28 protein-coding genes are annotated in these 25,412 nt (G+C 67.6%); 17 read left to right on the forward strand and 11 right to left on the reverse strand.

Annotated elements, in window-relative coordinates:
* The first annotated feature begins 1 nt into the window (after position 1).
* The 6 genes from D3874_RS17155 to D3874_RS17175 all read left to right on the forward strand — a co-directional run bounded on the left by D3874_RS17155 (position 2) and on the right by D3874_RS17175 (position 5,501).
* The gene (locus tag D3874_RS17155; RefSeq protein ID WP_199699110.1) at positions 2 to 736 is read left to right on the forward strand and encodes an asparaginase; all 735 of its coding nucleotides are present in this window, start codon (positions 2 to 4) and stop codon (positions 734 to 736) included.
* Complete coding sequence (locus D3874_RS31255; RefSeq protein ID WP_199699111.1) at positions 682 to 1,011, forward strand: asparaginase; 330 nt, start codon at positions 682 to 684, stop codon at positions 1,009 to 1,011. Before D3874_RS17155 ends, D3874_RS31255 begins: the two co-directional genes overlap by 55 nt.
* 61 nt (positions 1,012 to 1,072) lie before the next feature.
* Positions 1,073 to 2,050, forward strand: a complete 978-nt coding sequence (locus tag D3874_RS17160) for an NADPH:quinone oxidoreductase family protein (RefSeq protein WP_233559979.1) — start codon at positions 1,073 to 1,075, stop codon at positions 2,048 to 2,050.
* Positions 2,051 to 2,212: 162 nt separating this feature from the next.
* Positions 2,213 to 3,355 carry an alpha-hydroxy acid oxidase gene (locus D3874_RS17165; RefSeq protein WP_119779158.1) on the forward strand — a complete coding sequence of 381 codons (1,143 nt, stop codon included), beginning with the start codon at positions 2,213 to 2,215 and terminating at the stop codon, positions 3,353 to 3,355.
* A gap of 49 nt (positions 3,356 to 3,404) precedes the next feature.
* Complete coding sequence (locus D3874_RS17170) at positions 3,405 to 4,346, forward strand: alpha/beta fold hydrolase (RefSeq protein WP_119779159.1); 942 nt, start codon at positions 3,405 to 3,407, stop codon at positions 4,344 to 4,346.
* Between the two features lie 207 nt (positions 4,347 to 4,553).
* Positions 4,554 to 5,501 carry a DMT family transporter gene (locus D3874_RS17175; protein ID WP_119779160.1) on the forward strand — a complete coding sequence of 316 codons (948 nt, stop codon included), beginning with the start codon at positions 4,554 to 4,556 and terminating at the stop codon, positions 5,499 to 5,501.
* A gap of 144 nt (positions 5,502 to 5,645) precedes the next feature.
* On the opposite strand, the gene D3874_RS17180 is transcribed toward D3874_RS17175, so the two are convergent.
* A complete protein-coding gene (locus D3874_RS17180; protein WP_119779161.1) occupies positions 5,646 to 7,139 on the reverse strand; it encodes a flavin-containing monooxygenase in 1,494 nt (497 codons plus the stop codon).
* Positions 7,140 to 7,274: 135 nt separating this feature from the next.
* Between D3874_RS17180 and D3874_RS17185 the strand changes: the two genes are divergently transcribed.
* Positions 7,275 to 8,294, forward strand: a complete 1,020-nt coding sequence (locus D3874_RS17185) for an AraC family transcriptional regulator (protein ID WP_119779162.1) — start codon at positions 7,275 to 7,277, stop codon at positions 8,292 to 8,294.
* A 162-nt stretch (positions 8,295 to 8,456) separates the two neighbouring features.
* Positions 8,457 to 9,653 (forward strand): MFS transporter, encoded by a 1,197-nt coding sequence (locus D3874_RS17190; protein ID WP_119779163.1) that lies wholly within the window; start codon positions 8,457 to 8,459, stop codon positions 9,651 to 9,653.
* On the opposite strand, the gene D3874_RS17195 is transcribed toward D3874_RS17190, so the two are convergent.
* Positions 9,650 to 10,981, reverse strand: coding sequence for an oxygenase MpaB family protein (locus D3874_RS17195; protein WP_119779164.1), 1,332 nt, complete (start codon positions 10,979 to 10,981; stop codon positions 9,650 to 9,652). The two genes, D3874_RS17190 and D3874_RS17195, sit on opposite strands and share 4 nt — an antisense overlap.
* A 128-nt stretch (positions 10,982 to 11,109) precedes the next feature.
* On the opposite strand from D3874_RS17195, the gene D3874_RS17200 reads away from it, so the two are divergent.
* The gene (locus D3874_RS17200; protein WP_119779165.1) at positions 11,110 to 11,706 is read left to right on the forward strand and encodes a TetR/AcrR family transcriptional regulator; all 597 of its coding nucleotides are present in this window, start codon (positions 11,110 to 11,112) and stop codon (positions 11,704 to 11,706) included.
* Here D3874_RS17200 and D3874_RS17205 read toward each other — a convergent pair.
* Together D3874_RS17205 and D3874_RS17210 are read right to left on the reverse strand one after the other, a co-directional pair.
* Positions 11,681 to 12,439 (reverse strand): class I SAM-dependent methyltransferase, encoded by a 759-nt coding sequence (locus D3874_RS17205; RefSeq protein ID WP_233560235.1) that lies wholly within the window; start codon positions 12,437 to 12,439, stop codon positions 11,681 to 11,683. The genes D3874_RS17200 and D3874_RS17205 overlap by 26 nt on opposite strands.
* Positions 12,440 to 12,547: 108 nt before the next feature.
* A complete protein-coding gene (locus D3874_RS17210; RefSeq protein ID WP_274380624.1) occupies positions 12,548 to 12,868 on the reverse strand; it encodes a 4a-hydroxytetrahydrobiopterin dehydratase in 321 nt (106 codons plus the stop codon).
* 79 nt (positions 12,869 to 12,947) lie between these two features.
* On the opposite strand from D3874_RS17210, the gene D3874_RS17215 reads away from it, so the two are divergent.
* Positions 12,948 to 13,361, forward strand: coding sequence for a metallopeptidase family protein (locus D3874_RS17215; protein WP_119779168.1), 414 nt, complete (start codon positions 12,948 to 12,950; stop codon positions 13,359 to 13,361).
* Here D3874_RS17215 and D3874_RS17220 read toward each other — a convergent pair.
* Both D3874_RS17220 and D3874_RS17225 read right to left on the reverse strand, forming a co-directional pair.
* Positions 13,355 to 14,305: a 2-hydroxyacid dehydrogenase gene (locus D3874_RS17220; RefSeq protein WP_119779169.1), complete on the reverse strand. Its 951-nt coding sequence runs from the start codon at positions 14,303 to 14,305 to the stop codon at positions 13,355 to 13,357. The genes D3874_RS17215 and D3874_RS17220 overlap by 7 nt on opposite strands.
* On the reverse strand, positions 14,302 to 15,006 hold the full coding sequence (locus tag D3874_RS17225; protein ID WP_233559980.1) for an NAD-dependent deacylase: 705 nt from the start codon (positions 15,004 to 15,006) through the stop codon (positions 14,302 to 14,304). The genes D3874_RS17220 and D3874_RS17225 overlap by 4 nt, the downstream gene beginning before the upstream one ends.
* A 112-nt stretch (positions 15,007 to 15,118) precedes the next feature.
* On the opposite strand from D3874_RS17225, the gene D3874_RS17230 reads away from it, so the two are divergent.
* Positions 15,119 to 16,435, forward strand: a complete 1,317-nt coding sequence (locus D3874_RS17230; protein WP_119779170.1) for a PQQ-dependent sugar dehydrogenase — start codon at positions 15,119 to 15,121, stop codon at positions 16,433 to 16,435.
* Here the strand turns inward: D3874_RS17230 and D3874_RS17235 are convergent, their stop codons facing one another.
* Positions 16,436 to 17,035: a TetR/AcrR family transcriptional regulator gene (locus tag D3874_RS17235; protein ID WP_119779171.1), complete on the reverse strand. Its 600-nt coding sequence runs from the start codon at positions 17,033 to 17,035 to the stop codon at positions 16,436 to 16,438.
* A gap of 117 nt (positions 17,036 to 17,152) precedes the next feature.
* Here D3874_RS17235 and D3874_RS17240 point away from each other — a divergent pair, with 117 nt between their 5' ends.
* Complete coding sequence (locus D3874_RS17240) at positions 17,153 to 18,397, forward strand: NADH:flavin oxidoreductase/NADH oxidase family protein (RefSeq protein WP_119779172.1); 1,245 nt, start codon at positions 17,153 to 17,155, stop codon at positions 18,395 to 18,397.
* Here the strand turns inward: D3874_RS17240 and thpR are convergent.
* The gene (gene thpR, locus D3874_RS17245) at positions 18,394 to 18,756 is read right to left on the reverse strand and encodes an RNA 2',3'-cyclic phosphodiesterase (RefSeq protein WP_233560238.1); all 363 of its coding nucleotides are present in this window, start codon (positions 18,754 to 18,756) and stop codon (positions 18,394 to 18,396) included. The two genes, D3874_RS17240 and thpR, sit on opposite strands and share 4 nt — an antisense overlap.
* Positions 18,651 to 18,935: a 2'-5' RNA ligase family protein gene (locus D3874_RS30510; RefSeq protein WP_233560321.1), complete on the reverse strand. Its 285-nt coding sequence runs from the start codon at positions 18,933 to 18,935 to the stop codon at positions 18,651 to 18,653. Before D3874_RS30510 ends, thpR begins: the two co-directional genes overlap by 106 nt.
* Before the next feature lie 150 nt (positions 18,936 to 19,085).
* Between D3874_RS30510 and D3874_RS17250 the strand changes: the two genes are divergently transcribed.
* Entirely contained in the window at positions 19,086 to 20,231 is a 1,146-nt protein-coding gene (locus D3874_RS17250) for an IS4 family transposase (RefSeq protein WP_119775687.1), read from the forward strand.
* A 59-nt stretch (positions 20,232 to 20,290) separates the two neighbouring features.
* Here D3874_RS17250 and D3874_RS17255 read toward each other — a convergent pair whose 3' ends face one another.
* Positions 20,291 to 21,331 carry an NADP(H)-dependent aldo-keto reductase gene (locus D3874_RS17255; RefSeq protein WP_119779174.1) on the reverse strand — a complete coding sequence of 347 codons (1,041 nt, stop codon included), beginning with the start codon at positions 21,329 to 21,331 and terminating at the stop codon, positions 20,291 to 20,293.
* A 36-nt stretch (positions 21,332 to 21,367) separates the two neighbouring features.
* Complete coding sequence (locus D3874_RS17260) at positions 21,368 to 22,015, reverse strand: arylesterase (RefSeq protein ID WP_233559981.1); 648 nt, start codon at positions 22,013 to 22,015, stop codon at positions 21,368 to 21,370.
* A 14-nt stretch (positions 22,016 to 22,029) separates the two neighbouring features.
* Between D3874_RS17260 and D3874_RS17265 the strand changes: the two genes are divergently transcribed.
* The 4 genes from D3874_RS17265 to D3874_RS30520 all read left to right on the forward strand — a co-directional run bounded on the left by D3874_RS17265 (position 22,030) and on the right by D3874_RS30520 (position 25,391).
* A complete protein-coding gene (locus tag D3874_RS17265; protein WP_456306421.1) occupies positions 22,030 to 22,716 on the forward strand; it encodes an ABC transporter ATP-binding protein in 687 nt (228 codons plus the stop codon).
* 151 nt (positions 22,717 to 22,867) lie between these two features.
* On the forward strand, positions 22,868 to 23,440 hold the full coding sequence (locus D3874_RS30515) for an ABC transporter permease (RefSeq protein WP_233559982.1): 573 nt from the start codon (positions 22,868 to 22,870) through the stop codon (positions 23,438 to 23,440).
* Entirely contained in the window at positions 23,440 to 25,242 is a 1,803-nt protein-coding gene (locus tag D3874_RS17270; RefSeq protein WP_233559983.1) for an ABC transporter permease, read from the forward strand. Before D3874_RS30515 ends, D3874_RS17270 begins: the two co-directional genes overlap by 1 nt.
* An 8-nt stretch (positions 25,243 to 25,250) precedes the next feature.
* A complete protein-coding gene (locus D3874_RS30520; protein WP_408899969.1) occupies positions 25,251 to 25,391 on the forward strand; it encodes a hypothetical protein in 141 nt (46 codons plus the stop codon).
* Positions 25,392 to 25,412 lie beyond the last annotated feature (21 nt).

Genomic DNA, 25,412 nt, shown 5'->3' on the forward strand with positions numbered 1-25,412 from the left:
GATGACGGCGAATCCCATCCTGATCGAAGTGCTGCGCGGCGACGTGGTGGAAAGCCGTCATCGCGGCGCCTTCGTCGTGGTCGATGCCGCCGGCCGAACGGTGCTGTCGGCCGGCGATATCGACCGGCCGGTCTTCCCGCGCTCGTCGATGAAGATCCTCCAGGCGGTGCCGCTGGTCGAAAGCGGGGCGGCCGACGCCTTCGCCTGCACGCCGGCGGAACTGGCCCTGGCCTGCGCCAGCCACAACGGCGAGGAAATCCACACCAAGGCGGTCGCCGCTTGGCTCGACCGGCTGGGCCTGACCCAGGACGACCTCGCCTGCGCGGCGCACACACCCTACTACGGTCCCAGTGCCGAGGCCCTGATCCGCGCCGGCGAGAAACCATGCCGGCTGCACAACAATTGTTCGGGCAAGCACACCGGTTTCCTGGCCCTGGCCAAGCATCTGGGCGTGGCCACGCGCGGCTATGAACATCGCCGCCATGCGGTGCAGGAGGCCGCCTTCGAGGCGACTGCCAGCCTGGCCGACCGGCCGGTGGAAATGCCCTTCGGCATCGACGGCTGCGCTGCCCCCAACCCGGCCCTGCCGCTGAAGTCCCTGGGCCTGGCGATGGCGCGCATTGCTGCCCCGATGGCCTGGCGCCGACCCGTGCCCGCACGGTCACCCGGCTGCGCGAGGCGATGCGGGCGCACCCTTACCTGGTCGCCGGTGCCGGGCGCGCCTGCACCCGCCTGATGCAGGCGACCCTGCCCGGCACGGTGGTGAAGACCGGGGCGGAAGCCGCCTTCATCGGCATCGCCCCGGCCAAGGGCCTGGGCTTTGCCCTGAAGATCGACGACGGCGGCACCCGCGGGGCCGAGACCCTGGCCGCCAACCTGCTGGACCGGCTGGGCCTGATCGAGGATGCCCACCGCGCCGGGATCGCCGACCTGCTGGCACCGCCGATCACCAATTGGGGCGGCGACCTGGTCGGCCGGGTGCGTCTGGCGGAAGGCGTGTTCGGGGTTTAGGCTTGACCGGCCTTTGCGAACGGGTCACCCCAGAAAAACAAACGATCGAGGGAGAGATCACGTGGTCAAGGTGTTGCAGTGCCAGGCTTGGGGCCCGCCGGAATCGCTGGTGCTGGCCGATGTGCCGCCCGTCGCCTGCGGGGCCGGCGAGGTGCGGATCCGCCTGCATGCCGCCGGGGTCAATTTCCCCGATACGCTGATCATCCAGGGCAAGTACCAGTTCAAGCCCGAGATGCCCTTCGCCCCGGGCGGCGAGGCCGCCGGCGTGATCACCCAGGTGGGCGACAAGGTTGCCGGCTACAAGGTGGGCGACCGCGTCATCGTCATGTCGGGCTGGGGCGCCTTCACCGAGGAACTGGTGACCGGTGCCGACCGCGTCGCCCCCATGCCGCCCTCCATGTCGTTCGAGGAAGGTGCTGCCTTTCTGTTCACCTATGGCACCTCGCACCATGCGCTGAAGCAGCGCGGCGAGCTGAAACCGGGCGAGACCCTGCTGGTGCTGGGCGCCGCCGGCGGCGTCGGCCTGGCCGCGGTCGAACTGGGCAAGGCCATGGGCGCCCGCGTCATCGCCGCCGCCTCGACCGACGAGAAGCTGGAGACGGCCAAGGCCCACGGCGCCGATGGCGGCATCAACTACACCAGGCAGTCCCTGCGCGACGGCCTGAAGGAACTGGCGCCCAACGGCGTCGATGTCGTCTACGACCCGGTGGGGGGCGAATTCTCGGAACAGGCCCTGCGCTCGATCGCCTGGAAGGGCCGCTTCCTGGTGGTGGGCTTTGCCGCCGGGCCGATCCCGTCGATCCCGCTGAACCTGGCCCTGCTGAAGGGCTGCCAGATCGTCGGCGTGTTCTGGGGCGCCTTCACCGCGCGCGAACCCGCCCTGCACCAGGAAAACGTCGCCGAACTGATCTCGCTCTACGAGGCCGGCAAGCTCAAGCCCCTGGTCTCCAAGACCTATCCCCTGGCGCAGGGCGGCGAGGCGATCCGCGACATGATGGAGCGCCGGGTCCTGGGCAAGGTCGTGGTGACCATGGGGTGACCAAGGTCGGGATTGCCCTGGAGCGCACAGCGTGCGTCCTTCGAGACGCCACGTGCCGTGGCTCCTCAGGATGAGGTAAGTCTTTTTGCCATAAAGATTTTCCTCATCCTGAGGAGGCCCGCAGGGCCGTCTCGAAGGACGCAAGACGTCGAGGCCAATCACATGCCGACCATTACCAATATTCAGGATCTGCGGGCGCTGGCCAAGAAGCGCATCCCCAAGGCGATCTTCGACTATGCCGACCGCGGTTCCTATGACGAGGCCACCATCAATGCCAACCGGCGCGACCTCAAGGCGCTGAACCTGCGCCAGCGGGTGATGGTGGATGTCTCCGACCGCTCCACCGCCTCGACCATGTTGGGCCAGCCCGTCGCCATGCCGGTCGCCATCGCCCCCACCGGACTGACCGGCCTGTTCCACGGCAACGGCGAGATCCACGGCGCGCGTGCCGCGCAGGCCTTCGGCATTCCCTTCTGCCTGTCGACCATGTCGATCTGCTCGATCGAGGATGTCGCGGGCGCGGTCGACAAGCCGTTCTGGTTCCAGCTCTACGTCATGCGCGACCGCGGCTTCTCCAGGTCGCTGATCGAGCGGGCGATCGCGGCCAAATGCTCGGCCCTGGTTCTCACCCTCGATTTGCAGATCCAGGGCCAGCGCCACCGCGACCTGAAGAACGGCCTGGCCGTGCCGCCGCGCCTGACGCTGGCCAATGCGCTGGACATCGCGACCAAGCCGGCCTGGGCCCTGCGCGTGCTGCTGGGCAAGCGGCGCGAATTCGGCAACCTGACCGAACAATTGGCCAAGGCCGGGAACCTCAAGACCCTGTCGCAATGGACCGCCAGCCAGTTCGACCCGTCGCTGAACTGGAACGATGTCGCCTGGGTGCGCAGCATCTGGCCGGGCAAGCTGATCCTCAAGGGCGTGCTGAACGTCGAGGATGCCCGGGCGGCCGCGGCCACCGGGGCCGATGCCATGGTCGTTTCCAACCACGGCGGCCGGCAGCTCGACTATGCCGTCTCCTCGATCTCCGCCCTGCCCGAGATCGTCGCCGCCGTTGGCGATGCGACCGAAGTGCTGTTCGACGGCGGCGTGCAGTCGGGCCAGGACGTGCTGAAGGCCATGGCCCTGGGGGCCAAGGGCTGCCTGATCGGCAAGGCCTTCCTCTACAGCCTTGCCGCCATGGGCGAGGCGGGCGTGACCAAGGCGCTGGAGATCATCGCCAAGGAACTGGACGTCTCCATGGCCCTGACCGGCACGCGGACAATCGCCGACATCGGGCCTCAAGTCCTCGACATGCGGGCGTAATAGGGGACAATCGCGCCGCCGGGAGGAAACGGCTCGCAAGGAGAGCGGCATGCGCCTGTTGAAGTGGCTGGGCCTTGCCCTGGGCCTGATCGTGCTCGTCATCGCCGGTGCCATGGCCTGGCTGGCCGAGCCGGACCTGCCGGCGGCGCGGGTCGAGGCGCAGTACCTGACGCCGACCTCGCGCTTCGTCACCCTGGCCGACGGCGCCCGCGTCCATGTCCGGCTGGACGGCGACCCGGCGGCGCCGGCGATCGTCCTGCTCCACGGCTCCAATGCTTCGCTGCATACCTGGGAAGGCTGGACCTTCCGCCTGAAGGACCGTTTCCGCGTCGTCTCGATGGATCTGCCGGGCCACGGCCTGACCGGCCCGGTGCCGTCGGGCCGCTATGATATCGGCGCGATGGCGGAGGTCGTCGACGCGGTGGTCACCAAACTGGGTGTCGCCAAATTCTCGCTGGTCGGCAATTCCATGGGCGGCTATGTCGCCTGGCGTTACACCCTGGCCCATCCCGACAAGGTCGATCACCTGGTATTGGTCGATGCCGGCGGCTATCCGCGCAAGGATCGGCCCATGATCTACCGCATCGCCTCCCTGCCCCTGGCCGGCTGGATCATGCAGCGGGTAACGCCCGCCTTCACGATCCGCGCCCAGCTGACCCAGGTTTTCGCCGATGACAGCAAGGTGACCGACGCCATGGTCGAGCGCTATCACACACTGCTGCTGCGCGAGGGCAATCGCGAGGCCACGGGCAAACGCATCACGACCCCGCCGGACGTGATCGCCTCGCCGCAAGTACTGGGGGCGATCAAGGCGCCGACCCTGATCATTTGGGGCGAGCAGGATGCCTGGATCCCCCTGGAATGGGCCCATCACTTCGCCGCCGACATTCCCGGCGCGACGCTGAAGCTCTATCCCGGCCTGGGCCATGTGCCGATGGAGGAAGCCCCCGACGAGACGGCAGCGGACGCCGCGGCGTTCCTGTCGAAATAGAGTTCCCTCGCCGCCGCTTGCGGGGAGAGGGAGGGGACCCGCCGCGAAGCGGTGGGGAGGGTGAGGTGGTGGACGGGCCAGAGCGCGCTTTGTGTCGGCTACCCACCTCACCCAACCCTCTCCCCCCTTGAAGGGCGGAGAGGGCTCAGGTAGGACAACGCCATCAAGCTGGCATAGTACGCGCCGGCCCGGCAAAATAGCCGGACCATGTCCCTCGCCGTCTCTGCGTTACGCCATCGCTTCGCCCGCCTGCCGGGCTCGCTTCGCGGCATTTCCTGGATGATCGCCTCGGTGTTCTTCTACACCGTCATGGGCGTTGCCGTGAAATTCGCCGGCCACCGGCTCGATCCCATGCAGATCGGCTTTGCCCGCGCCCTGTTCGGCCTGCTCGCGATGCTGCCCTTCGCCTATGCCGCTGGCTGGGCGGCGCTGAAGACCAGCCGGCCGATGCTGCAGTTCTTCCGCGGCTTCACCGGCTCGACCGCCATGCTGATCGGCTTCTGGTCGATCGTGCATCTGCCCCTGGCCGAGGTGACGGCGGTCAGCTTTGCCAACCCGCTGTTCCTGCTGGTCTTGGCGGTGCTGTTCCTGGGGGAAAAGGTCCGCGCCCGGCGCTGGAGCGCCACCGCGGTCGGCTTCATCGGCGTGCTGATCATGGTGCGGCCCGGCCTGGACATGAATCCGGCCATGCTGATCGCCCTGGGCGGCACCGCCTTGGTCGCCATTTCCGTGATCTTGATCAAGACCATGGCCAAGAACGACAACCCGATGACCCTGCTGCTCTATTTCGGGATCTTCTCGACCGCCATCTCGGCCATTCCCGCCGCCCTGGTGTGGCAGGACCCGACCTGGGAGGAGACCGCCTTCCTGGTCGTGACCGGGGCCTGCGGGACGGCGGCGCAGTCGTGCTACATCCGAGCCTTCGCCGCCGCCGATGCCAGCCTGGTCGCGCCCTTCGAATATACCAAGCTGATCTTCGCCGGCCTGTTCGGCTTCGTCTTCTTCCTGGAGGTGCCCGACGGCTGGACCATCCTGGGCGCCGCGATCATCGTCGCGTCGACCCTCTACATCGCCCGGCGCGAGGCCCAACTGGGCCGCCACGCCCCGCGCGCGCCGGCCAAGATCGACCCGCCCGGCGCCCTGCCGCCGGGGTGATCTGGATCGACAACGTGCGTCCTTCGAGACGCCGCCGATGGCGGCTCCTCAGGATGAGGAGAGTCTTTTTGCCACAAAGATTCTCCTCATCCTGAGGAGGCCCGCAGGGCCGTCTCGAAGGACGCACGACGGTGGTGCGACGGGCTACTCCGCCGCCGCCGGGATCGGCTGCGGCGCGGTCTGGCCGTCGAAGCTGAATTCGGCGAAGTCGGGCTGGCGCATCATCCACCAATAGCTGACGGTGAAACCCGGCCAGTTGTTGGTGATGCGACCCTGGGCGTTCTTGTACCAGCTATGGCAGTCGGCATTCCAGACCGTGGTCTCGAACGAGGCCTGGACAGTGTCGTTATAGGCCTGCATCGCGGGCGGTGTGACATCCAGCGAGCGCACGCCGCGGCGGGCCACTTCGCCCAGGCACTTCATGATGTAGCCGACCTGCTGTTCGATCATGAAGATGATCGAGTTGTGGCCCAGGTTGGTGTTGGGGCCGTAGAGCACGAAGAAATTCGGGAAGCCGGCGATGGCGACGCCCTTGTGCGCCTCCGCCCCGTTGCGCCAGCGCTCGTTGAGTTCCGCGCCCTGGCGGCCCCAGACCTTCATCGGCGCGATGAAGCTCTGCGTCTCGAAGCCGGTGCCGTAGATCAGGCAATCGACCTCGTGCAATTGGCCATCCCTGGTGCGCACGCCGGTTTCGGTAACCTCGGCAATCGCCTCGGTGACCACGTCGGCGTTGGGCTGGGCCAGCGCCTTGTACCAGTCGTTGGTGATCAGGATGCGCTTGCAGCCGACGGGGAAATCGGGCTGCAGCTTGGCCTTCAGCGCCGGGTCCGTCACCTGGGCGTCGAGATAGGCCTGGCATTGCTTCTGCGCCAGGCGGGCGAAGAAATTGCCCTTGCGCCGGAACGACAGGAAGCGCGATTCCAGCAGCAGGTAGGTCCAGTGGCGATAGGCCCGCTGCACCCCCGGCAGGTGGTGGAAGGCCCATTGGGCCCAGGCCGAGAAAACGTAATCGTCCTTGGGGACCATCCAGGTCGGGCTGCGCTGGAACACGCTGAGCCTGGCCACCTTGGGCTGGATCTCGGGCACGAACTGGATGGCGCTGGCGCCGGTGCCGATCACGGCGACGCGCTTGCCCGCCAGATCGTAGCCATGGTCCCAGTAGGCAGAATGGAAGGCCTTGCCCTGGAAGCGGTCGAGGCCGGCGATCCTGGGGAATTGCGGCCGGCTGAGTTGGCCGAGCCCTGAGACCACGAACTGCGCCTCGATCGCCTCGCCGCCTTTGGTGACGACGGTCCACAGGCCGCGGCCTTCATCGAACCGCGCCTCGGTCACCTCGGTGTTGAAGCGGATGTGACGGGCCAGGTCATATTTGGCGACGCAATGTTCGATATAGGCGATGATCTCGCTCTGCTTGGCAAAGCGGCGCGTCCAGTTGGGGTTGAGCTCGAACGAGAAGGAATAGAGGTGGCAGGGAACGTCGCAGCCGGCACCGGGATAGGTGTTCTCGCGCCAGGTGCCACCCACTGCCGCGGCCTTGTCCAGGATCACGAAATCGTCGATGCCCGAGCGCTTGAGCTGGATCGCCATGCACAGGCCGGCAAAACCGGTACCGATCACACAGACTTTCACGGGCTTCATTGGGCGTTTCCTCCTTGGGGGCGGCGAGCTCTCGTCTCTGCCGTGTTGAAGCAAGGATAGCCGCCTCCTGGCCAAAAACCACGTTCGGTTGGGCCACCGACTTGATAGTTTGGGCCAAACGATCAAAAATACGCCATGAAGTCCGGATTGGCCCAGCGGCACTGGTCGGTGTCCAGCTTGCAGGTGTTGCGCGATACGCTCGCGGCGCGCGGCATCGTCATCGCGCCCTTTCTGGTGCAGGCGGGCCTGCCGCCTGCCCTGCTCGACGATCCCCGTGCCCAGGTGGAAGCGACGACCGAACTGGCCGTGATCGAGCGGGTGTTGGCGGTGCTGGGCGACCCGCCCGGCTTCGGCCTCGAGGTCGGGGTGCGCTACCGCCTCGCCGCCTATGGCGTCTGGGGCTTTGCCATGCTGGCCTCCTCGACCGTGCGCGACGCCCTGACCCTGGGCCTGGAATATCAGGACCTGACCTACAGCGTGATGCCCATCACCCTGGCCGCGCTCGACGGCGGCGAGGCGGTGGTGTTCGACGATGCCGGCCTGCCGCCTGCCCTGCGCCGCTTCATGATCGAGCGCGACCTCTCGGCCTCGCGCCAGATCATGACCGACCTGTGGGGCACCCCCTCGCCCTGCCGGGCCGTCACGCTGGCCCTGCCCTGGCCCGCCGACACCGCCCCTTACGAGGCGGTGTTCCACGGCCCGGTCCACTTCGAGGCCACGCATAACGCCGTCATCTACGACCCCGGCATGCTGGACCGGCCCCTGCCCCAGGCCAACCCGCTGGTCGCGGCCCTGCATGTCCGCGCCTGCCAGGAACGGCTGCGCCAGGTATTGCGCGACGACGGCATAATCGAGAAGGTTACAGGAGCGATCCTGGCCCGGCCGGGCCATTTCCCGCCGCTGGAGGATGTGGCGGAGGGCCTGGAGATGGCGCCGCGCACCCTGCGCCGGCGCCTCGCCGAGGCGGGGCTGGGCTACCGCGACCTGGTGGCCCGGCTGCGCCAGGACCTGGCGATCGAGATGCTGACCGCGACCGGCCTGAAGGTCGAGGCGGTGGCCGAACGCCTGGGCTATGCCGAAACCGCAAGCTTCACCCACGCATTCCGCCGGTGGACCGGCCGTCCCCCCAGCAGCTACGCTCGCCAGGGCCGGTAGGGGCGTGATGGCTTTGAACTTGGGACTGGCGTCGTGCGTCCTTCGAGACGCCACTCTGCGAGTGGCTCCTCAGGATGAGGAGAATTTTTGTGCCAGGAAGATCGTCCTCATCCTGAGGAGGATGCGCAGCATCCGTCTCGAAGGACGCACGATGTTCCTGCGATGAACACCGCCGACACCCCCCGCTGGATCGTGCGGGGCACGCCGGCCTATCGCCGGGTCACCCTGGCGCTGTTCCTGGCCGGGTTCTCGACCCTGTCGCTGCTCTATTGCGTGCAGCCGCTGCTGCCGCTGTTCGCCACCACCTTCGGGGTCAGCCCGGCGGCCAGTTCGCTGGCGCTGTCGCTCAGCACCGTGCTGCTGGCGCTGGCCATCCTGTGCGCCGGCGCCCTGTCCGAAACGCTGGGGCGCAAGCCCTTGATGCTGGTCTCGCTGTTCGCCTCGGCGAGCCTCAACCTCGCCACGGCTTTCGCCCCCGACTGGGGCAGCCTGCTGGCCCTGCGCGCGCTCGAAGGCATTGCCCTGGGCGGCGTGCCGGCCGTCGCCATGGCCTATCTCGCCGACGAGATCGAGCCCGGGGGCCTGGGCCTGGCCGTGGGCGTCTATGTCGGCGGCACCGCCTTTGGCGGCATGGTCGGCCGCGTGGGCAGCGGCCTGCTGGCGGATTACGCGTCGTGGCACTGGGCGGTGGGCGTGGTCGGCGCCTTCGGCCTGCTCTCCGCCGGTGCCTTTGCCCTGTTGATGCCGGCGGCCCGGCGGCCGCCGGCTGGGGCGGGCCTGGGCCTGGGCTTTCATCTGCGGGCCTGGGGGCGGCACCTGGGGCGCCCCGGCCTGCCCTGGCTGTTCGCGGTCGGCTTTTTCGCCATGGGCGGCTTCGTCACCAGCTACAATTACGTCGGTTTCCACCTGGCGGCGGCGCCCTATGGCCTCAGCCAGGCGGCGGCGGGGCTGATCTTCACCGTCTATCTGTTCGGCATGGCCGGCTCGTCGGGCGCCGGCGGCCTGGCCGATCGCATCGGCCGGGGCCCGGTCATGACCGGCAGCATCAGCCTCGCCCTCGTCGGCCTGCTGCTCACCCTGGCCGGGCCGCTGGCGCTTGTCATCGCCGGCATCGCCCTGATGACATTGGGCTACTTTGCCACCCATGCGGTTGCCAGCAGTTGGGTCGGCCCCCTGGCGGACGAGGCGCGAGGTCATGCCGCCGCCCTCTACCTGCTGGCCTATTACCTGGGCTCCAGCCTGATGGGGACCCTGGGCGGCTGGTTCTGGGCCTGGGGCCACTGGCCGGCGGTGGTCGGCTTCGTCGGCGCCCAATTCGCCGTGGTGCTGGCGATCGCCATCCGGCTGCACCGGGCTTAGGCGGCCCGGGCCTCCTTGTACTTGGAGGAATCGGTCGTGTATTCGGCGTGGCCATAGCCGGCCAATTGCCGATTGAGCTTGGCGATGAGGATCCTGTCGGTCACCGCAGCGAGGCCCGGCAGCTGCATGGCCAGCGCATAAAGGCCCAGGCGCGAGAACACGAAGAGGCTGAGCGCCACGAAGACCAACTTGTCGACCGGCCTGAGCACCACGCCCATCTGCTGCGCCTTGCTGCCGTCGTCGCCCGACAGGAAGGCGCGGTGGAAGAAGACCTTGGCGAAGCTTTTCTCCAGCCGGTTGAAGATCCGGCTTTTCAGCGAGCGGTCGGCCGGGAAATAGGCGGCCATGGTGGCCCGCACCAGGGCGCCGCAGGTCTCGTTGTCGTAGCCCGCACGCAAGGTGCCGCTGTAGACCATCATGGCATTGTAGATGCCCTGGGGCGTGTCGGGCAGCAGTTCCTCGGGGAGCCCCAAGAGGTAGCAGCGGTAACGGTTGAACTCCACCACCGCCCGTTCCTCGGCCGTGAAGTTCGTGCGGCCCTGGCGCATCATCTTGAACGCCAGCAGGAAGACGGAAATCGTGCCGGCCGGCATCTGGTCGACCTGGGGCACCGGGATGCCATAGACCGAGACATCCCACTTCGACGACGCGCGCAGGATGTTGAAGCGCACCATGGAATGCATCAGGCGCACCATGGCGGCGGCCTTGAAGCCGGACCCGTGGCGGTCGAGCGCGCCGGGCAGCGCCGTGGTCGAGAAGAAGGTCGCCGTCTCCTTGATGCGGCGGACCGCGCTTTCATGGGACAGCGTGCCGGTCAGCGCCATGGGCAGGGCCGAATACTTGTTCATGAAGGTGGCGACGAAGGCGCCCCGCGCCACGAAGGGCGAGAGATTGGCCGCGCCGTTGCGGCTGGCCCGCGCGCCTTCGCGCACCAGGTCCATGTTCAGCCACTGGGGCACGGTTTCCATGGCATGGATGAAGGCGACCAGTTCGGCCGGCGCATCGGCCACCGTCTCCACCCCGAGGTCGCAGGCCTGCGTCAGCATGCCGATCAGCCGCTTGAAACCGTATTGCGGCATCAGGGCCGCATAGGCATCGGCCACCGTGTCGCCCAGCATGGTGTAGGCGCGGGCCCGCTCCACCGTTTCGTGCTCGGCCAGGAATTTTTGCCGGTAGGCGATGGCCGCGGCACCGCGCAGCGAACTCTCGTCCCCGGGTTGGTCGGCGAAGCGCTCGGGCGTGATGCTGAAGTCGACCTTGCCGTACAGCGAGGGGATCCGCGTCTTCTGGGCAGCCACCTTGGCCTTCAATTCTTCCAGGCTGGTCATCGGTGCGTTTCCTCGCCTCGCGGCAACTTACATTTAGAAAGTTATAAAATGTAAGTTATGCTGCGCCTGCATCATTGGCAAGCGGGAATCGAAGGTTGGCAGGCAGGGCGACAGCGACCAGGCGGCGGATGAGCGTCGAGCTGCGCCGCGAGCAGATCCTCGACGCCGTGCGCGATCTCGTGGACGGGCACGGTTTTCACGCGGTCACCCTGGAGCGGATCGCCCAGGCCTGCGGCATCACCCGGACACTGATCTACCAGCAGTTCGGCAATCTGTCGGGCTTGTTGCTGGCCATGGTCGACCGGGAATTCCAGCGCGCGGCGGAGGGCTTCCTGCAGGCCGGGACGCGCCAGCCGGCCAAGGGTCAGTCCCGCTTCGCCGCCGGCGTGGCCGGTGTGCTCGAGGCGGTGGACGCGGCGCCGGCCACCTGGCGCATGCTCCTGATGCCCACCCAGGGCGGGCCGCCGGAACTCTATGAGCGCCTGGAGCAGGGCCGTGCCCTGACGCGCGGCCATCTCGACGCCGCCTTGCAGGCGGCCGATCCGTCCCTGGTTTCCCTGACCAATCCCGACCGCGTGCTGGCCATCGGCGTGCTGCACGCCGTGTCCGAGGAACTGGTGAGATTGCGCCTTGAGGATCCGCAGGCCTACACCGTCGAGCGCTTGCTGGCCCAGGCCGAATGGCTGGCCCAGGCACTGTTCAAGCGCCGCCCCGCCGGCAGCTAAGCCCGGCGAGACCGGGCAAAGCCTTGTGGCCCAGGATGAGATAGCGGCCCTTGTGCTTGGACTTGACCCGCTCCACCCGGGCGAAGGTTTTGCTGTGACGCAGCAGGATATTGGCGAGCGCCCTGGGGGTGATGAAGTACTTGACCTTGGGGATACCGTCCCGCCCCGGCGTATGCGGCTGACGGCCGACATAGATCACCGGCGCATTGCCCATGAACAGCGCCGCGATCGACGCGGTGAACAGACGCCGGCGCACGGTCTGGAAGCCGAGGCCCGCCATTTCCAGCGCCAAGCGCTCCCGCGCGGCGGCAATCGTCTGCTCGATCACCAGCAGCGGATTGTCCAGGTGATGCAGCACGTTGAGGCACAAGATGTAGTCGAATTTCTCGACGACGGGGAAGGTGTTCAGGTCGCGAACTTCGAACTCTACCGTCGCCCCCAGGCAGTCGGCCAAGAGCCGCGCCCGCTTGATCGCGGCGGGACTGTGATCGTAGCCGACGACCCGCGCCGCGCCGCGCTTGACGGCCTCGAAGCAGAAATAGCCGGTGTTGCAACCCAGATCGAGAACCGTCTTGCCGGTCAGGTCATCGGGGAAAATCTCGCGGGCGGTCGCGCTGCGATCGTCGCCATCCGTCGAGAGGCCGTAAGGGAGGGCAACCTTCTGATAGCCGAAGGTCTCGGTCGCAAGCAGGTTTTCCACCTGCTCCCGGCTCCATTTGGTGTGCTGCAACATGTCCACCACGCGCCGTACCATCGCCCCAAGGCACATGCTTTGTGGCGGCGTACGGTGTTGGCCCTCGGCTCCTTTGTGATCCGGCCCGCCGACCCGGTCAAGCCGCCTTCAGATACCGAATGCTGCGGCAAATGCGTCCATCTTGCGGGCCAAGGTTACGTCGCGTTCGGTCAGCCCGTCGGCGTCATGGGTCGACAGCAGCACGTCCACGGTCTTGTAGACATTGAACCATTCCGGGTGGTGATCCATCTGCTCGGCGACCAGGGCGACGCGGGTCATGAAGGCGAAGGCCTGGTTGAAATCCTTGAACACGAAGCGCCGCTCGATCGCGTCCCGCGCCTCGGCGTCGTGCCATTTGGGCAGGCTTTCCAGGGCGGCCCTGCGGGCGTCCGGGGTCAGTTTCTGGGCCATGCTCCCTCCTCGATCGATCCATCCTGACGTTATTAACCCGGATAATCCTGCCGCACGAGACTGGACAGCGCGGCAGGAGGCGCTAACGTCTCGCCCGATGACTCACGCGAAATTCCTCGACCGGCTCATCGCCCCCAGCCTCGAAGATATCGAGGCCCTGGCCGCGCAGGCCCTGGCGGATATTCCGCCCGTGCTGCGCGAGAAGGTCTCTGGCGTCCTGATCCGGATCGAGGAATTCGCCGATGAGGAAACCCTCGGCCAGATGGGCATCGACGATCCCTTCACCTTGACCGGGCTCTATCGCGGCGTGCCGCTGAAGGACAAGTCGCTGGCCGACAGCGGCACCATGCCGGACATGATCTTCCTGTTCCGTCGCCCGATTCTCGACGAATGGTGCGAGACCGGCGGCTCGCTCGGCGCCCTGGTGCGCGAGGTGCTGATCCACGAGATCGGCCACCATTTCGGCTTCTCCGACGACGACATGGACGCCCTCGACGGCGAGGATCAGTAGCCCTCGCCGACGTCGACCAGGCCCACCATTGCCCCGCCCGCCCGCAGCGCCGCGACATTGGCGGCCACGCACTGGGCCGCGCTGCGCGGATCGGTTGCGGCAGCGACGTGCGGCGTTACCGTGACTTGTGGATGGGTCCACAGCGGATCGTCCGGCGGCAAGGGCTCGGTCGCGAAGACATCCAGCACCGCCTGGTCGAGCTGGCCCGAGTTGAGGGCAGCAATGATATCGCCCGGCACCTGGTGACCGCCGCGGCCGAAATTGATGATCGAGGCGCCGCGGGGCAGTTTGGCGAAGGTCGCGGCATTGAGGATGCCCCGCGTCTGGGCCGTCAGGGGCAGCAGGTTGACCAGGATCTCGCTGCGCGCCAGCAGGGCCGCGAAGCCATGGTCGCCGTGAAAGGTCGCAACCCCGTCGAGGCGTGCCGGCCGCCGGCTCCAGCCGCCGATATCGAAGCGCAGGGGACGCAGCACCGCGATCGCGCGGCGCGCCATCTCGCCAAGGCCCAGGAAGCCCACGCGCCGCTCTGTCGCCAGCGGCTGCTGGTGCATCAGCCATTGCCGCGCCGCCTGTTGCCGGCGATAGGCCGGCAACTGCCGGTGCAGGGCCAGGACATGGGCCGCCACCGCCTCGGCCATGGCATCGGCCAGTGCCGGGTCGACCAGGCGGGCGATGGGGACGCGGCGGGGCAGGGTCGCATCCGCCATCAGGCCGTCGATGCCGGCCCACAGGCTCTGGATGAAGCGCAGGTTCGGCAAGGTGTGCAGGATGCCGGGCAGCGGGTTGGCCACCACCGCGATCTCGATGGCGGCGACCTCGTCCGGGGTCAGGTCCCGATGCGGCGGGCCGGTCAGGATCACCTCGCCCAGGGCGGTTTCCAGCAGGGCGCGGCTGGCCTCGGCCGCCGCCGGCTCCAGGCGGCTCAAGAAAACGATACTGGTCATTTCAGCAGGGTCTCGACGAACGCAGGCACGATGACGCTCGCCGGGCCGTAGTGCCGCTCGGCAAACAGGGAATGGCCGTCCGACGGTTCCAGGTTCAGTTCCACTGTATGGGCCAGCCCCGCGCGCCGGACGGCGGCAACGAAGCCGGCGGCAGGATAGACGGTGCCCGAGGTGCCGATCGAGACGAAAAGATCGCAAGCCTCGATCGCTTCCTCGATCGCCTCCATCTCCAGCGGCATTTCGCCGAACCAGACCACATGAGGGCGCAGGGTGCCGGTCGCGGCGCAGGACGGGCACAGGCTGCGGGTGTCGAGGTCGTCCAGGTGCGCCATGATCTGCGTGCAATCGGTGCAGCGGGCCTTGGCCAGTTCGCCGTGCATGTGGATCAGCCGGGTGGTCCCCGCCTGTTCATGCAGGTTGTCGACATTCTGGGTCACCACCAGCACCTGGCCCGGATGCTCGGCTTCCAGGCGCGCCAGGGCGGCGTGGGCGGCATTGTGCTTTGCCGCCCGCAATCCTTGGCGCCGGGCATTGTAGAAATCGTGGACCATCCCGGGGTTACGGCGGAAGCCCTGGGGTGTCGCCACGTCCTCGAGGTTCACCTTGGTCCACAGGCCGTCCTTGTCGCGGAAGGTGCCAAGGCCCGATTCGGCGGAAATCCCCGCCCCGGTCAGGATCACGATCCGCTGGTAACGCGCCATGTCATGCCCCCGCATGGTCAATGAATCGCCGGTGAATAAATCGATAGGCATCCCTTGTTGATTGATACAGCATGCCAGCGCAAGGCGCAGGCACGATCGACGAGGGCCAAAAATGAAGAAAATCACCTACCTCGCCGGCGCCGCCGTGCTGATCATCGGCGGGGTGGTCTTCAGCCTCACCTCCTGCGGCGACACGGCGACCTTGTCGGGCCAGGCCGATTTCGGCCCCACCCCCGCCATCGTCGCGCCCAATCCCACGCCGATCCCGACCGTGAAGGTCGCCACCGCCGTCGGCTGGCCCGAGGGCGCCAAGCCGGTCGCGGCGGCCGGCCTGACGGTGAAGGCCTTTGCCAGCGGCCTGGCCCATCCCCGGTGGCTCTACGTCCTGCCCAACGGCGACGTACTGGTGGCCGAGAGCAACAGCCCCGGGGACGACAGCGGCGGCATCATGGGCTGGATCCAGGACATGGTGATGGCCGAGGCCGGCGCCGGCGTGCCCAGCGCCGACCGCATCACCCTGCTGCGCGACGGCGACGGCGACGGCACGGCCGAACTGGCGACCGTCTTCCTCGAGGGGCTGCACTCACCCTTCGGCATGGCCCTGGTCGGCCAGGACCTGTATGTGGCCAATGCCGACGCCCTGGTCCGCTTCCCCTACAAGGGCGGCGAGACCGCCATCACCACGCCGGCCACCAAGGTCATCGACCTGCCGGCCGGCATCAATCATCACTGGACCAAGAACGTCGTCGCCAGCGCCGACGGCAAGCACCTCTATGTCTCGGTCGGCTCCAACAGCAACGTGGCCGAGCACGGCATGGAGGTGGAGACCGACCGGGCGGCGATCCTGGAGGTCGATCCGACAACAGGCAAATACCGCGTCTTCGCGTCGGGCCTGCGCAACCCGGTCGGCATGGCGTGGAACCCCGACAGCGGCGCCTTGTGGACCTCGGTCAACGAGCGCGACGAGCTGGGCAGCGACCTGGTCCCCGACTACATGACCTCGGTGAAGGACGGCGGCTTCTACGGCTGGCCCTACAGCTATTACGGCAGCCACGTGGACACGCGGGTGGCACCGCAACGCCCCGACCTGGTGGCCAAGGCCCTGGTGCCCGACTATGCCCTGGGCGCTCATACGGCTTCGCTGGGCCTGACCTTCTACACGGCCAACCTGCTGCCCGCCCGCTTCGCCAAGGGCGCCTTCGTCGGCCAGCACGGCTCGTGGAACCGCAACCCGCGCAGCGGCTACAAGGTGATCTTCGTGCCCTTCGCCGATGGCAAGCCCGCCGGCCTGCCCGAGGATATCTTGACCGGCTTCCTCAGCCCCGACGGCGAGGCCTACGGCCGGCCGGTCGGCGTCATCCAGGACAAGGCCGGCGCCCTGCTGGTCGCCGACGACGTCGGCAACGTGATCTGGCGGGTGGCGCCCTAGTCACCCCTGCGATCGCGCCACGGCGCCGTCGAAGACGCGGTCGACCAGGTCGTCGGCGAAACCGTCGTCCAGCGGCAGGTGGTTGAGCAGCAAGCGCAGGTAGATCGGCCCCAGGATCAGGTCGATCACCAGTTCGATATCGATGCCGGGCGCGATGTCACCCGTCTCCTGTGCCTTGAGCAGGAAGGCACGCATGGCCGCGCGCCGTACGTCCAGGAAGCGCTCGCGGAAGATTTCCAGCACGCTGGGGTCCAGCCGCGCTTCGCCCAGGATCTCGATGACGACCTTGCCGCCCCGGCCACGGGCCAGTTTCATGACCTCGCGCAACTGGGCCTTCAGCACGATGCGGGGCGATCCCTTGTGCTGGTACTGCATCAGCGGCTCGGCAGCCTCCAGGAAGGCGTCGATCACCAGCACGACCTTGTTCGGCCACCAGCGGTAGATCGTCGGCCGGCTGACACCTGAGGTCTGGGCGATCTGTTCGATGGTCAGGTCGCGCACGCAGATGCCGTCGAGCAGCAGTTGCTGCGTGGCGCCGAGCACAGCATGGCGTGCCTCCTCGCTCCGCGGCCTGCCTGCCCCACGCTTCGCCACTGTCATGCCCGTCTCCAACCGCCCGCAAGGCGCCAGTATGCACCGCCGCCGCCGCGCCGTTCCACTCGCTTGACATATTCTATTACATTACGTAACGTAATTATATATTGCAAAGGAGCCCCCATGACCACGATCACAACACCCCTGACCCTGCCCTGCGGCACGGTCCTGCCGAACCGCCTGTGCAAGGCGGCGATGACCGAAGGCCTGGCGGATGAATGGAACCGCGCCAATCGCCGCCACGAGATCCTTTACCGGCGCTGGTCGGAAGGCGGTGCCGGCCTGCTGCTGACCGGCAATGTCACTGTCGACCGCCGCCACCCGGAACGGCCGGGCAATGTCGCGATCGATGGCAATGGCGGGCTGGAACAGCTCGCGGCCTATGCCCGGGCGGGCAAGGCGGCGGGCAACCATATCTGGATTCAGTTGACCCACGGGGGCCGGCAGACGCCCCAGTTGGTGAACGAGCGGCCGCTGGCGCCTTCGGCGATAAGGCTGCGCATCCCGGAGATTCCCGGCTTCGGCTATGGCCAGCCGGTGGCGATGACCGAGGCGCAGATCCTGGACGTCGTCGCGCGCTTTGCCCGCGCTGCGATGGTGGCGCGGGACGCGGGCTTCACCGGCGTGCAGATCCACGCCGCCCATGGCTATCTGATTTCCTCGTTCCTGAACCCGCTGGCCAACCAGCGCCAGGACGCCTGGGGCGGCTCGCTGCGCAACCGCGCCCGCCTGCTGCTGGAGGTGATCACCGCCGTGCGCCAGGCGGTAGGGGCCGATTTCCCCGTCGCGGTGAAACTCAATTCGTCCGACTTCCAGAAGGGTGGCTTCACCACGGCGGAATGCCTGGAACTCGTCGGCTGGCTGAACGAGACCGGCATCGACCTGCTGGAGATTTCGGGCGGCAGCCACGAGCAGCCCAAGATGGTCGGCCTGACCTTCCAGGAGGAAGAGGCGCCGCCGGTCAAGGAAAGCACCTTGAAGCGCGAAGCCTACTTCCTCGAATATGCGGCGCAGGTGCGGCCGGTGGCGCGCATGCCGCTGATGGTTACGGGCGGTTTCCGCACCCTGGCGGTGATGAATGCGGTGATCGAGGCGGGCGAGTTGGACGTCGTCGGCATCGGCCGGCCGCTGGTCGTCGATCCCTCGATCGCCGGACGGCTGCTGGCCGGCACGGCACAGAGTGCCTATGCCATGGAAGACCGGATCCACAATGTGGCGGCGATGCCCTGGTTCTACATGCAGCTTCGGCGCCTGGGCGACGGCCTCGATCCCGACCTGAGCCCCGCGGGCCTCGAAACGGCCGGGCCCCACGCGGCGGCGGAAGCCGCGACGGCCGCCGCCCTGCGCTGGGAGATGCCGGCCGCCTAGAGCCCCAGTTCGAAGCGCTCCTCCAGCGTGTACACCGGCTGCTCGTTGCCGGTGGCGCTGGAATAGAGGGCGAAGCAATCCGCCGTCCAGGGCGGCGTGCCCAGGGTGCCGTTGCCCTCCAGGAAGGCACCCAGGCGGTTGCGGTCGGGGTCCTTCAGCCGGGCCAGGGTGACGTGGGGGACGAAGCGCCGCGTCTCCAGTTCCACGCCCGGCACCCGGGCCAGGGCCGCGCCGACCCTGGCCTCCAGGTCGCTCAGCGCCGGGCTGGGTTCGATGGCGGCATAGAGCAGGCGCGCCCGGCGCCCGTCGTCGAAGGCGCCGACGCCGCGGATCGCGACCTCGAAGGCCGGGGCATGGATCCGGTCGAGGCCGTGACGATGTCGTCGGCCACCCGCTCGTCGACATTGCCGATGAATTTCAGCGTGATGTGAAAATTCTCCGGCAAGGTCCAACGGGCACCGGGGATGCCGCCGCCGACGAAACTCAGCAGATTACGCACGCTTTGCGGCAGGGGCAGGGCGACGAACAGGCGGATCATGACAGTATCTTAGGGCCCATCTCTCATTCGTCATGGCCGGGCTTGTCCCACGGCTGTCCGGTTTAGTTTTAGTGGACTGGTTGCACGGTGTTGATTCTACTCATGTTCAGACGTTGGCGCGTCTCCTGGACATGAAATCGGAGCAACACCGTGCGACACCACAATAGCGTTTTCCACGATCTGCTGAAGTGGGTTCCTTGGGATCGGTTCGAGCAACTGACCGCGGCGCATCAGGCCGATCGCCGGGTCCGGCGGCTGCCGACCAAGAGCCAGTTCATCGCCCTGCTGTACGGGCAATTGTCCGGCGCGAGCAGCCTGCGGGAGATCGTCGCGGGCCTGGAGAGCCATGCCGCGCGGCTCTATCACGTCGGCGGGCGTACGGTGTCGCGTTCGACCCTGGCCGACGCCAATGCCGGGCGCCCCAGTGAAGTGTTCAGCGCGTTGTTCGCCGCCATGGTCGCCGGTGCCGGGCGCGGCCTGCGCCGGGCCGTGGGTGAAGCCACCTATCTCATCGACTCGACCAGCATCCGCCTGACCGGCGTGGCGGCAGAGTGGGCGCGCTTCTCAGCCAATGCCTGCGGCGCCAAGGCCCATGTCATCTACGACCCCGATGCCGACCGGCCGATCTATGCGGCGGTCACCCCGGCCAAGGTCAACGACATCACCGCGGCCCAGGCCATGCCCATCGAAGCGGGGGCGACCTATGTCTTCGACCTGGGCTACTACGACTACGCCTGGTGGGCCGGGCTGGACGCCGCCGGGTGCCGCATCGTCACGCGCTTCAAGTCCAACACGCCCTTGACGGTGACCGCCGAACGGCCGCTGCCCGAGGGCGCTGCCAACATCCTGTCCGACCGCGTCGGCCTGCTGCCGCGGCGCCAGGCCACGAACCGCAAGAACCCGTTCTCCGCCCCCGTCCGCGAGGTCTGCATCACGATCGAAACCGGCAAGGTGCTGCGCCTCCTGAGCAACGATCTCGATGCCAGCGCCCAGGAAATCGCCGACCTCTACAAGCGGCGCTGGGCCATCGAGCTGTTCTTCCGCTGGGTCAAGCAGACCCTGAAGATCCGCCGCTTTCTCGGCACCAGCGAGAACGCGGTCCGCATTCAGGTTGCCGTCGCCTTGATCGCCTTCCTGCTGTTGCGCCTGGCCCAGGCCGCCCAGCAAACGGTTCAAAGCCCGCTCGCCTTCGCCCGCCTGGTGCGCGCAAACCTCATGCACCGCCGACGGCTCGACCGGCTAATCGGGGCCGAGCCAAGACAACGCATCGACCCCAACCAGATGAGCTGGCTATGAGCGTAATCTTAACCGGACAGCCGTGGCCTTGTGCGGGGCATGACGAATAGGGATTAGAATCAAGGGCACGGGTTGGGGTTGCTGCGGTGGATCTTCTCGATCTCGGCGATCACCTCGTCCGACAGTTCCACATCGATCGAGCCGATATCGGCCTTGAGCTGTTCCAGGGTGGTGGCGCCGATGATGTTGGCGCCCAGGAAACTGCGGCTGTTGACATAGGCGAGTGCCATCTGCGCCGGGTCCAGCCCATGCTGGCGGGCGAGCGTCACATAGGCGTCGGCCGCCGCCTGGGCGCCGGGCGTCGAATAGCGGATGAAGCGAGAATAGAGGGTGAGGCGCGCGCCTTCGGGCTTGGCGCCGCCGAAATACTTGCCCGACAGCAGGCCCATGGCCAGCGGCGAATAGGCCAGCAGCTCGACGCTCTCGCGATGCGCGATCTCGGCCAGGCCGACCTCGAAGATACGATTGAGCAGGTTGTAGGAATTCTGGATCGAGACGATGTGGGGCAGGCCCAGCCGGTCTGCCGCCTCGAGGTAACGCATGACACCCCAGGGGCTTTCGTTGGAAACGCCCAGGTGCCGCACCTTGCCCGCCTTCACCAGGCCGGCCAGCGCGTCCAGCGTCTCCTCGATCGGGGTCAGGTCCTGCTGCTCGACATGGGTATAGCCCAGGCGGCCGAAGTGGTTGGTGATGCGTTCGGGCCAATGGACCTGGTAGAGATCGATGTAATCGGTGTTCAGGCGCTTCAGGCTGCCGTCGATCGCTTCCGTGATCTGGGCCTTGTTCAGGATCGTGGTGGGCTTGCGCAAATGGGTGCCAGGGCCGTCCCGACCGGCCACCTTGGTCGCCAGGATCACCTTGTCACGGCTGCCCCGGGCCTTCAGCCAGGTGCCGATATAGGCCTCGGTCCGCCCTTGGGTCGAGGGCTGGGGCGGGACCGGATACATCTCGGCGGTGTCGATGAAGTTGATGCCCTGGTCCAGCGCATAGTCGAGCTGCTCGTGGGCCTGGGCTTCTGTGTTCTGCTCGCCCCAGGTCATGGTGCCCAGGCAAATGACGCTCACATCCAGATCCGTGCGGCCAAGCCGGCGGTATTTCATCAGCAGAGTTCCTTGAAGCGAAAAATCAGGGTTTGGTCAGGATATCGACGACGAGGGGGCCAGATGCCCGACGATGATCGCAACCCCCTTGGCATTGGGATGAATGCCATCGGCCTGGTTCAACGCGGGGTCGGCGGCGACACCGTCGAGGAAGAAGGGATAAAACGGCACGCCGTGCTTTTGCGCAAGACGGGGATAGATGGCGTCAAAGGCCGCGACGTAGTCCGACCCTAAGTTGGGCGGCGCCTTCATGCCGGTGAACAGCACCTTGATGTGGCGGGCCTGCAGCCTGGTCAGGATCTGGTCGAGGTTGGCCTCGGCTTCCTGGGGCGAGAGCGCGCGCAGGGCATCGTTGCCGCCGAATTCGACGATGACGAGATCGGGCGGGGTCGCCGGATCGCCCAGCGCCCAGTCCAGCCGGGCCAGGCCGCCGGCCGTGGTATCGCCCGAGACGCCGGCGTTCTGCACTGTCACCGCAAGCCCCTTGGCGGCCAGCGCCTTCTGCAATTGCACCGGGAAGATCTCGGCCTCGGGCAGGCCGAAGCCGTGGCTGAGCGAGGTGCCGAAGGCAACGACGACATAATCTTTCGCCTGGGCCTGCATCGAAAAGACAAGCCCGGCCAGTAGCATCAGGTTGAAAAGCCAGTGCTTCAGGCCATATGACGCTGGAGCGACTTCACGCAATCGAGACCCCATCCTTGGCCGTTCCCCTCATTCAACTCGACGCCGTGCGCCTCACCTTGATGAGCGCCGCCGGCCCGGTGGACATCCTGCGCGGCATCGATCTTGCCGTCGAGCCCGGCGAAACCCTAGGCCTCGTGGGCCCGTCGGGTTCGGGCAAGTCGACCCTGCTGTCGGTCATGGCGGGCCTGGAGAAGCCCACCAGCGGCACCGTCACGGTGGCCGGCGCGCAGTTGGACACCCTGGACGAGGACCGCCTGGCCCGCTTCCGCCGTGACAATGTGGGGATCGTCTTCCAATCCTTCCACCTCATCCCGACCATGTCGGCGATCGAAAATGTCGCCATCCCGCTGGAGTTGGCCGGTGACCGCGATGCCTGGGACAAGGCGCGGGCCGAGTTGGAACTCGTCGGCCTGGGCCACCGGACCGATCATTACCCGGCGCAACTGTCGGGCGGCGAGCAGCAGCGCGTGGCCCTGGCCCGCGCCGTGGTGGCATCCCCGAAGATCCTCTTTGCCGACGAGCCCACGGGCAACCTGGACGGCAAGACCGGCGAGACCATCATCGACCTGCTGTTCGACCTGCGCCGAACCCGCGGCGCCACCCTGGTCCTGGTCACCCACGACGCCAGCCTCGCCGCCCGCTGTGACCGCCGGGTGCGCCTGGCCGACGGCAGCGTCGTGGTGGACGAGGCGGTGGCGTGATGGCCCCCTCCGCCCCACAAAGCCCTCTCTTCCACGGGAGGAGAGGGTTGGGTGAGGAGGTCGTGGGGGCAAAGTACCGGCATCTCGAAGCGATGCGACCCACCGCCCCCCTCCTCACCCCGGCCCTCTCCTCTCGAGAGGAGAGGGAGAAGTGAGAAATCTGGCGCTGGCCTTCACCTTTGCAAGGCGGGAGCTGCGTTCGGGCCTCAAGGGTTTCCGCATCTTCCTGGCCTGCCTGACCCTGGGCGTCGCGGCCATTGCCGGCATCGGCAACCTGGGCGAGGCGGTCAATGCGGGCCTGGCCGAGAACGGCCAGTCGCTGCTGGGCGGCGATGTCGAGGTGCGGCTGGTCCAGCGCGAGGCGACGGCCGAACAGCTCGCCTATCTGAACAAGCAGGGTGAGCTTTCCACGGTACGCCAGATGCGCGCCATGGCCCGCCTGGAGGGCGGGGCCGAGGGGCGCACCCTGGTGGAACTCAAGGCGGTCGACGGTGCCTACCCGCTGGTGGGCACCGTCGAGACCTCCCCGGCCATGGCACCGCCGGCGATCTTCGCGGCCGCCGACGGCGTGCCGGGCGCCGCGGTCGACGAAATCCTGCTGGCCCGCATCGGGGCCAGGCTGGGCGACCGGGTGAGGATCGGCGACGCCAGCTTCACCATCCGCACCATCATCACGGCCGAGCCGGACAAGGGTTCGGATGCCTTCGCCCTGGGCCCCGGGTGATGATCGCCCTGGCCGACCTGCCGGCCACCGGCCTGTTGCAGCCGGGCGCCCAGGTCAACACCGCCTACCGGCTGATCCTGAATCAGGGGATGCTGCCCCGCGCCTTCATCCGCGCAACCGAGAGGGCCTTCCCCGACGCCGGCTGGCGCGTCCGCCACCGCGACAACGCGGCAACGGGCATCCGCCAGTTCGTCGACCGCCTGGGCCAGTTCCTGACCCTGGTCGGCCTGACCGCGCTGGTCGTCGGCGGCGTCGGCGTGGGCAGCGCCGTGCGCGCCCACATGGCGACCAAGACCCGCACCATCGCCATCCTCAAATCCATGGGCGCCCCCGCCGGCCTGGTCTTCGCCACCTTCCTGATTCAGGTGCTGTTGTTGGCGGCCTTGGGCGTCGTGATGGGCCTGGTCATCGGCACCGGCCTGCCGTTCCTGCTGGCCGACGTGCTGGGCGACCAACTGCCCCTGCCCGCCAGCATCTCGATCTATCCCACGCCGCTGCTGTCGGCCGCCGCCTTCGGCCTGGTCACGGCCCTGGTCTTTGCCCTGTGGCCGCTGGCGCGGGCGCGCGAAGTACCCGCCGCCCATCTGTTCCGCGACCTGGTGGCGCCCGACCGGATCTGGCCGCGGCCGACCTATATCGTGGCCCTGGCCGTGCTGGTCGCCTTGCTGGTGGCCCTGGCCCTGTTCACGGCCAACGAGATTTCGTTCGGCCTCTATTTCGTCCTGGGCACCCTGGCCGTGTTCGGCGTGATGCGCGGTGCCGGCATCCTGGTCGCCTGGATCGCCGCCGCCCTGCCCCGGCCTCGACGCCCCGGTCCACGCCTGGCGCTGGGCAATCTGCATCGCCCGGGGGCCGCCACCGGCAGCGTGGTGCTGTCGCTGGGCTTAGGGTTGACCCTGCTGGTCGCCATCGCCCTGGTCGAGCGCAACCTGGAAGCCCAGATCACCCAGCGCCTGCCCGACGAGGCGCCGGCGTTCTTCTTCGTCGACATCCAGCCCGACCAACTGGCGCAATTCACCAGCCTGATCCAGGCCGTGCCCGGCAGCGCCGACCTGCGCACCGTGCCTTCCATGCGCGGACGCATCGCCCGAATCAAAGGCGTGGCGGCCGACGAGTACCCGGTGAAACCGGAAGGCCGCTGGGCGTTGCGGGGCGACCGCGGTGTGACCTATTCGGCAACCGCGCCCGAAGGCAGCACCATCGTCGCCGGCGAATGGTGGCCGGCCGACTATAAGGGGCCGCCCCTGCTGTCCTTCGATACCGAACTGGCCAATGCCATGGGCCTGGTGGTCGGCGACAAGATCACCGTCAACCTGCTGGGCCGCGACATCGAGGCGACCATCGCCAATCTGCGCCGCATCGAATGGACCAGCCTCAGCATCAATTTCGCCATGGTCTTTGCGCCGGGCACGCTGGAAGGGGCGCCGCACAGTTACCTGGCGACCGTCCGGGCGACGCCGGCGGCCGAACCGATCGTCTTCAAGGCGGTCACAGACCGCTTTGCCAATATCTCGGTGATCCGCATGAAGGAGGCACTGGAGACCATCGACGGCATGTTGCGGCAATTGGGCCTGGCGATCGAGGCGACCGCGTCGGTGACGCTGGTCGCCGGCCTGCTGGTGCTGGCCGGCGCCCTGGCCGCGGGCCACCGCCAGCGCCTCTACGATGCCGTGATCCTGAAGACCCTGGGGCCTCGCGGGGCCAGGTACTTGGCGCCTTCGCCCTGGAATATGCGGCCCTGGGCCTCGCCACCGGCCTGGTCGCCCTGGGGGCCGGGACGGGTGCCGCCTACGGTGTGGTGACCGGCATCATGAAGGCCGAGTGGTATTTCGACATCACCACGGCGCTGGTCGCGGCCGCGGCCGGCATCGTCCTGACCGTGGGCCTGGGCCTGGCCGGCACCTGGGGCGCCCTGGCCGAGCGGCCGGCGCCGATGCTGCGCCGAATCTGATAGGCCGACAGCCGGATTTGC

This window comes from Oleomonas cavernae, from assembly GCF_003590945.1.
Classification (GTDB): Bacteria; Pseudomonadota; Alphaproteobacteria; order Zavarziniales; family Zavarziniaceae; genus Zavarzinia; species Zavarzinia cavernae.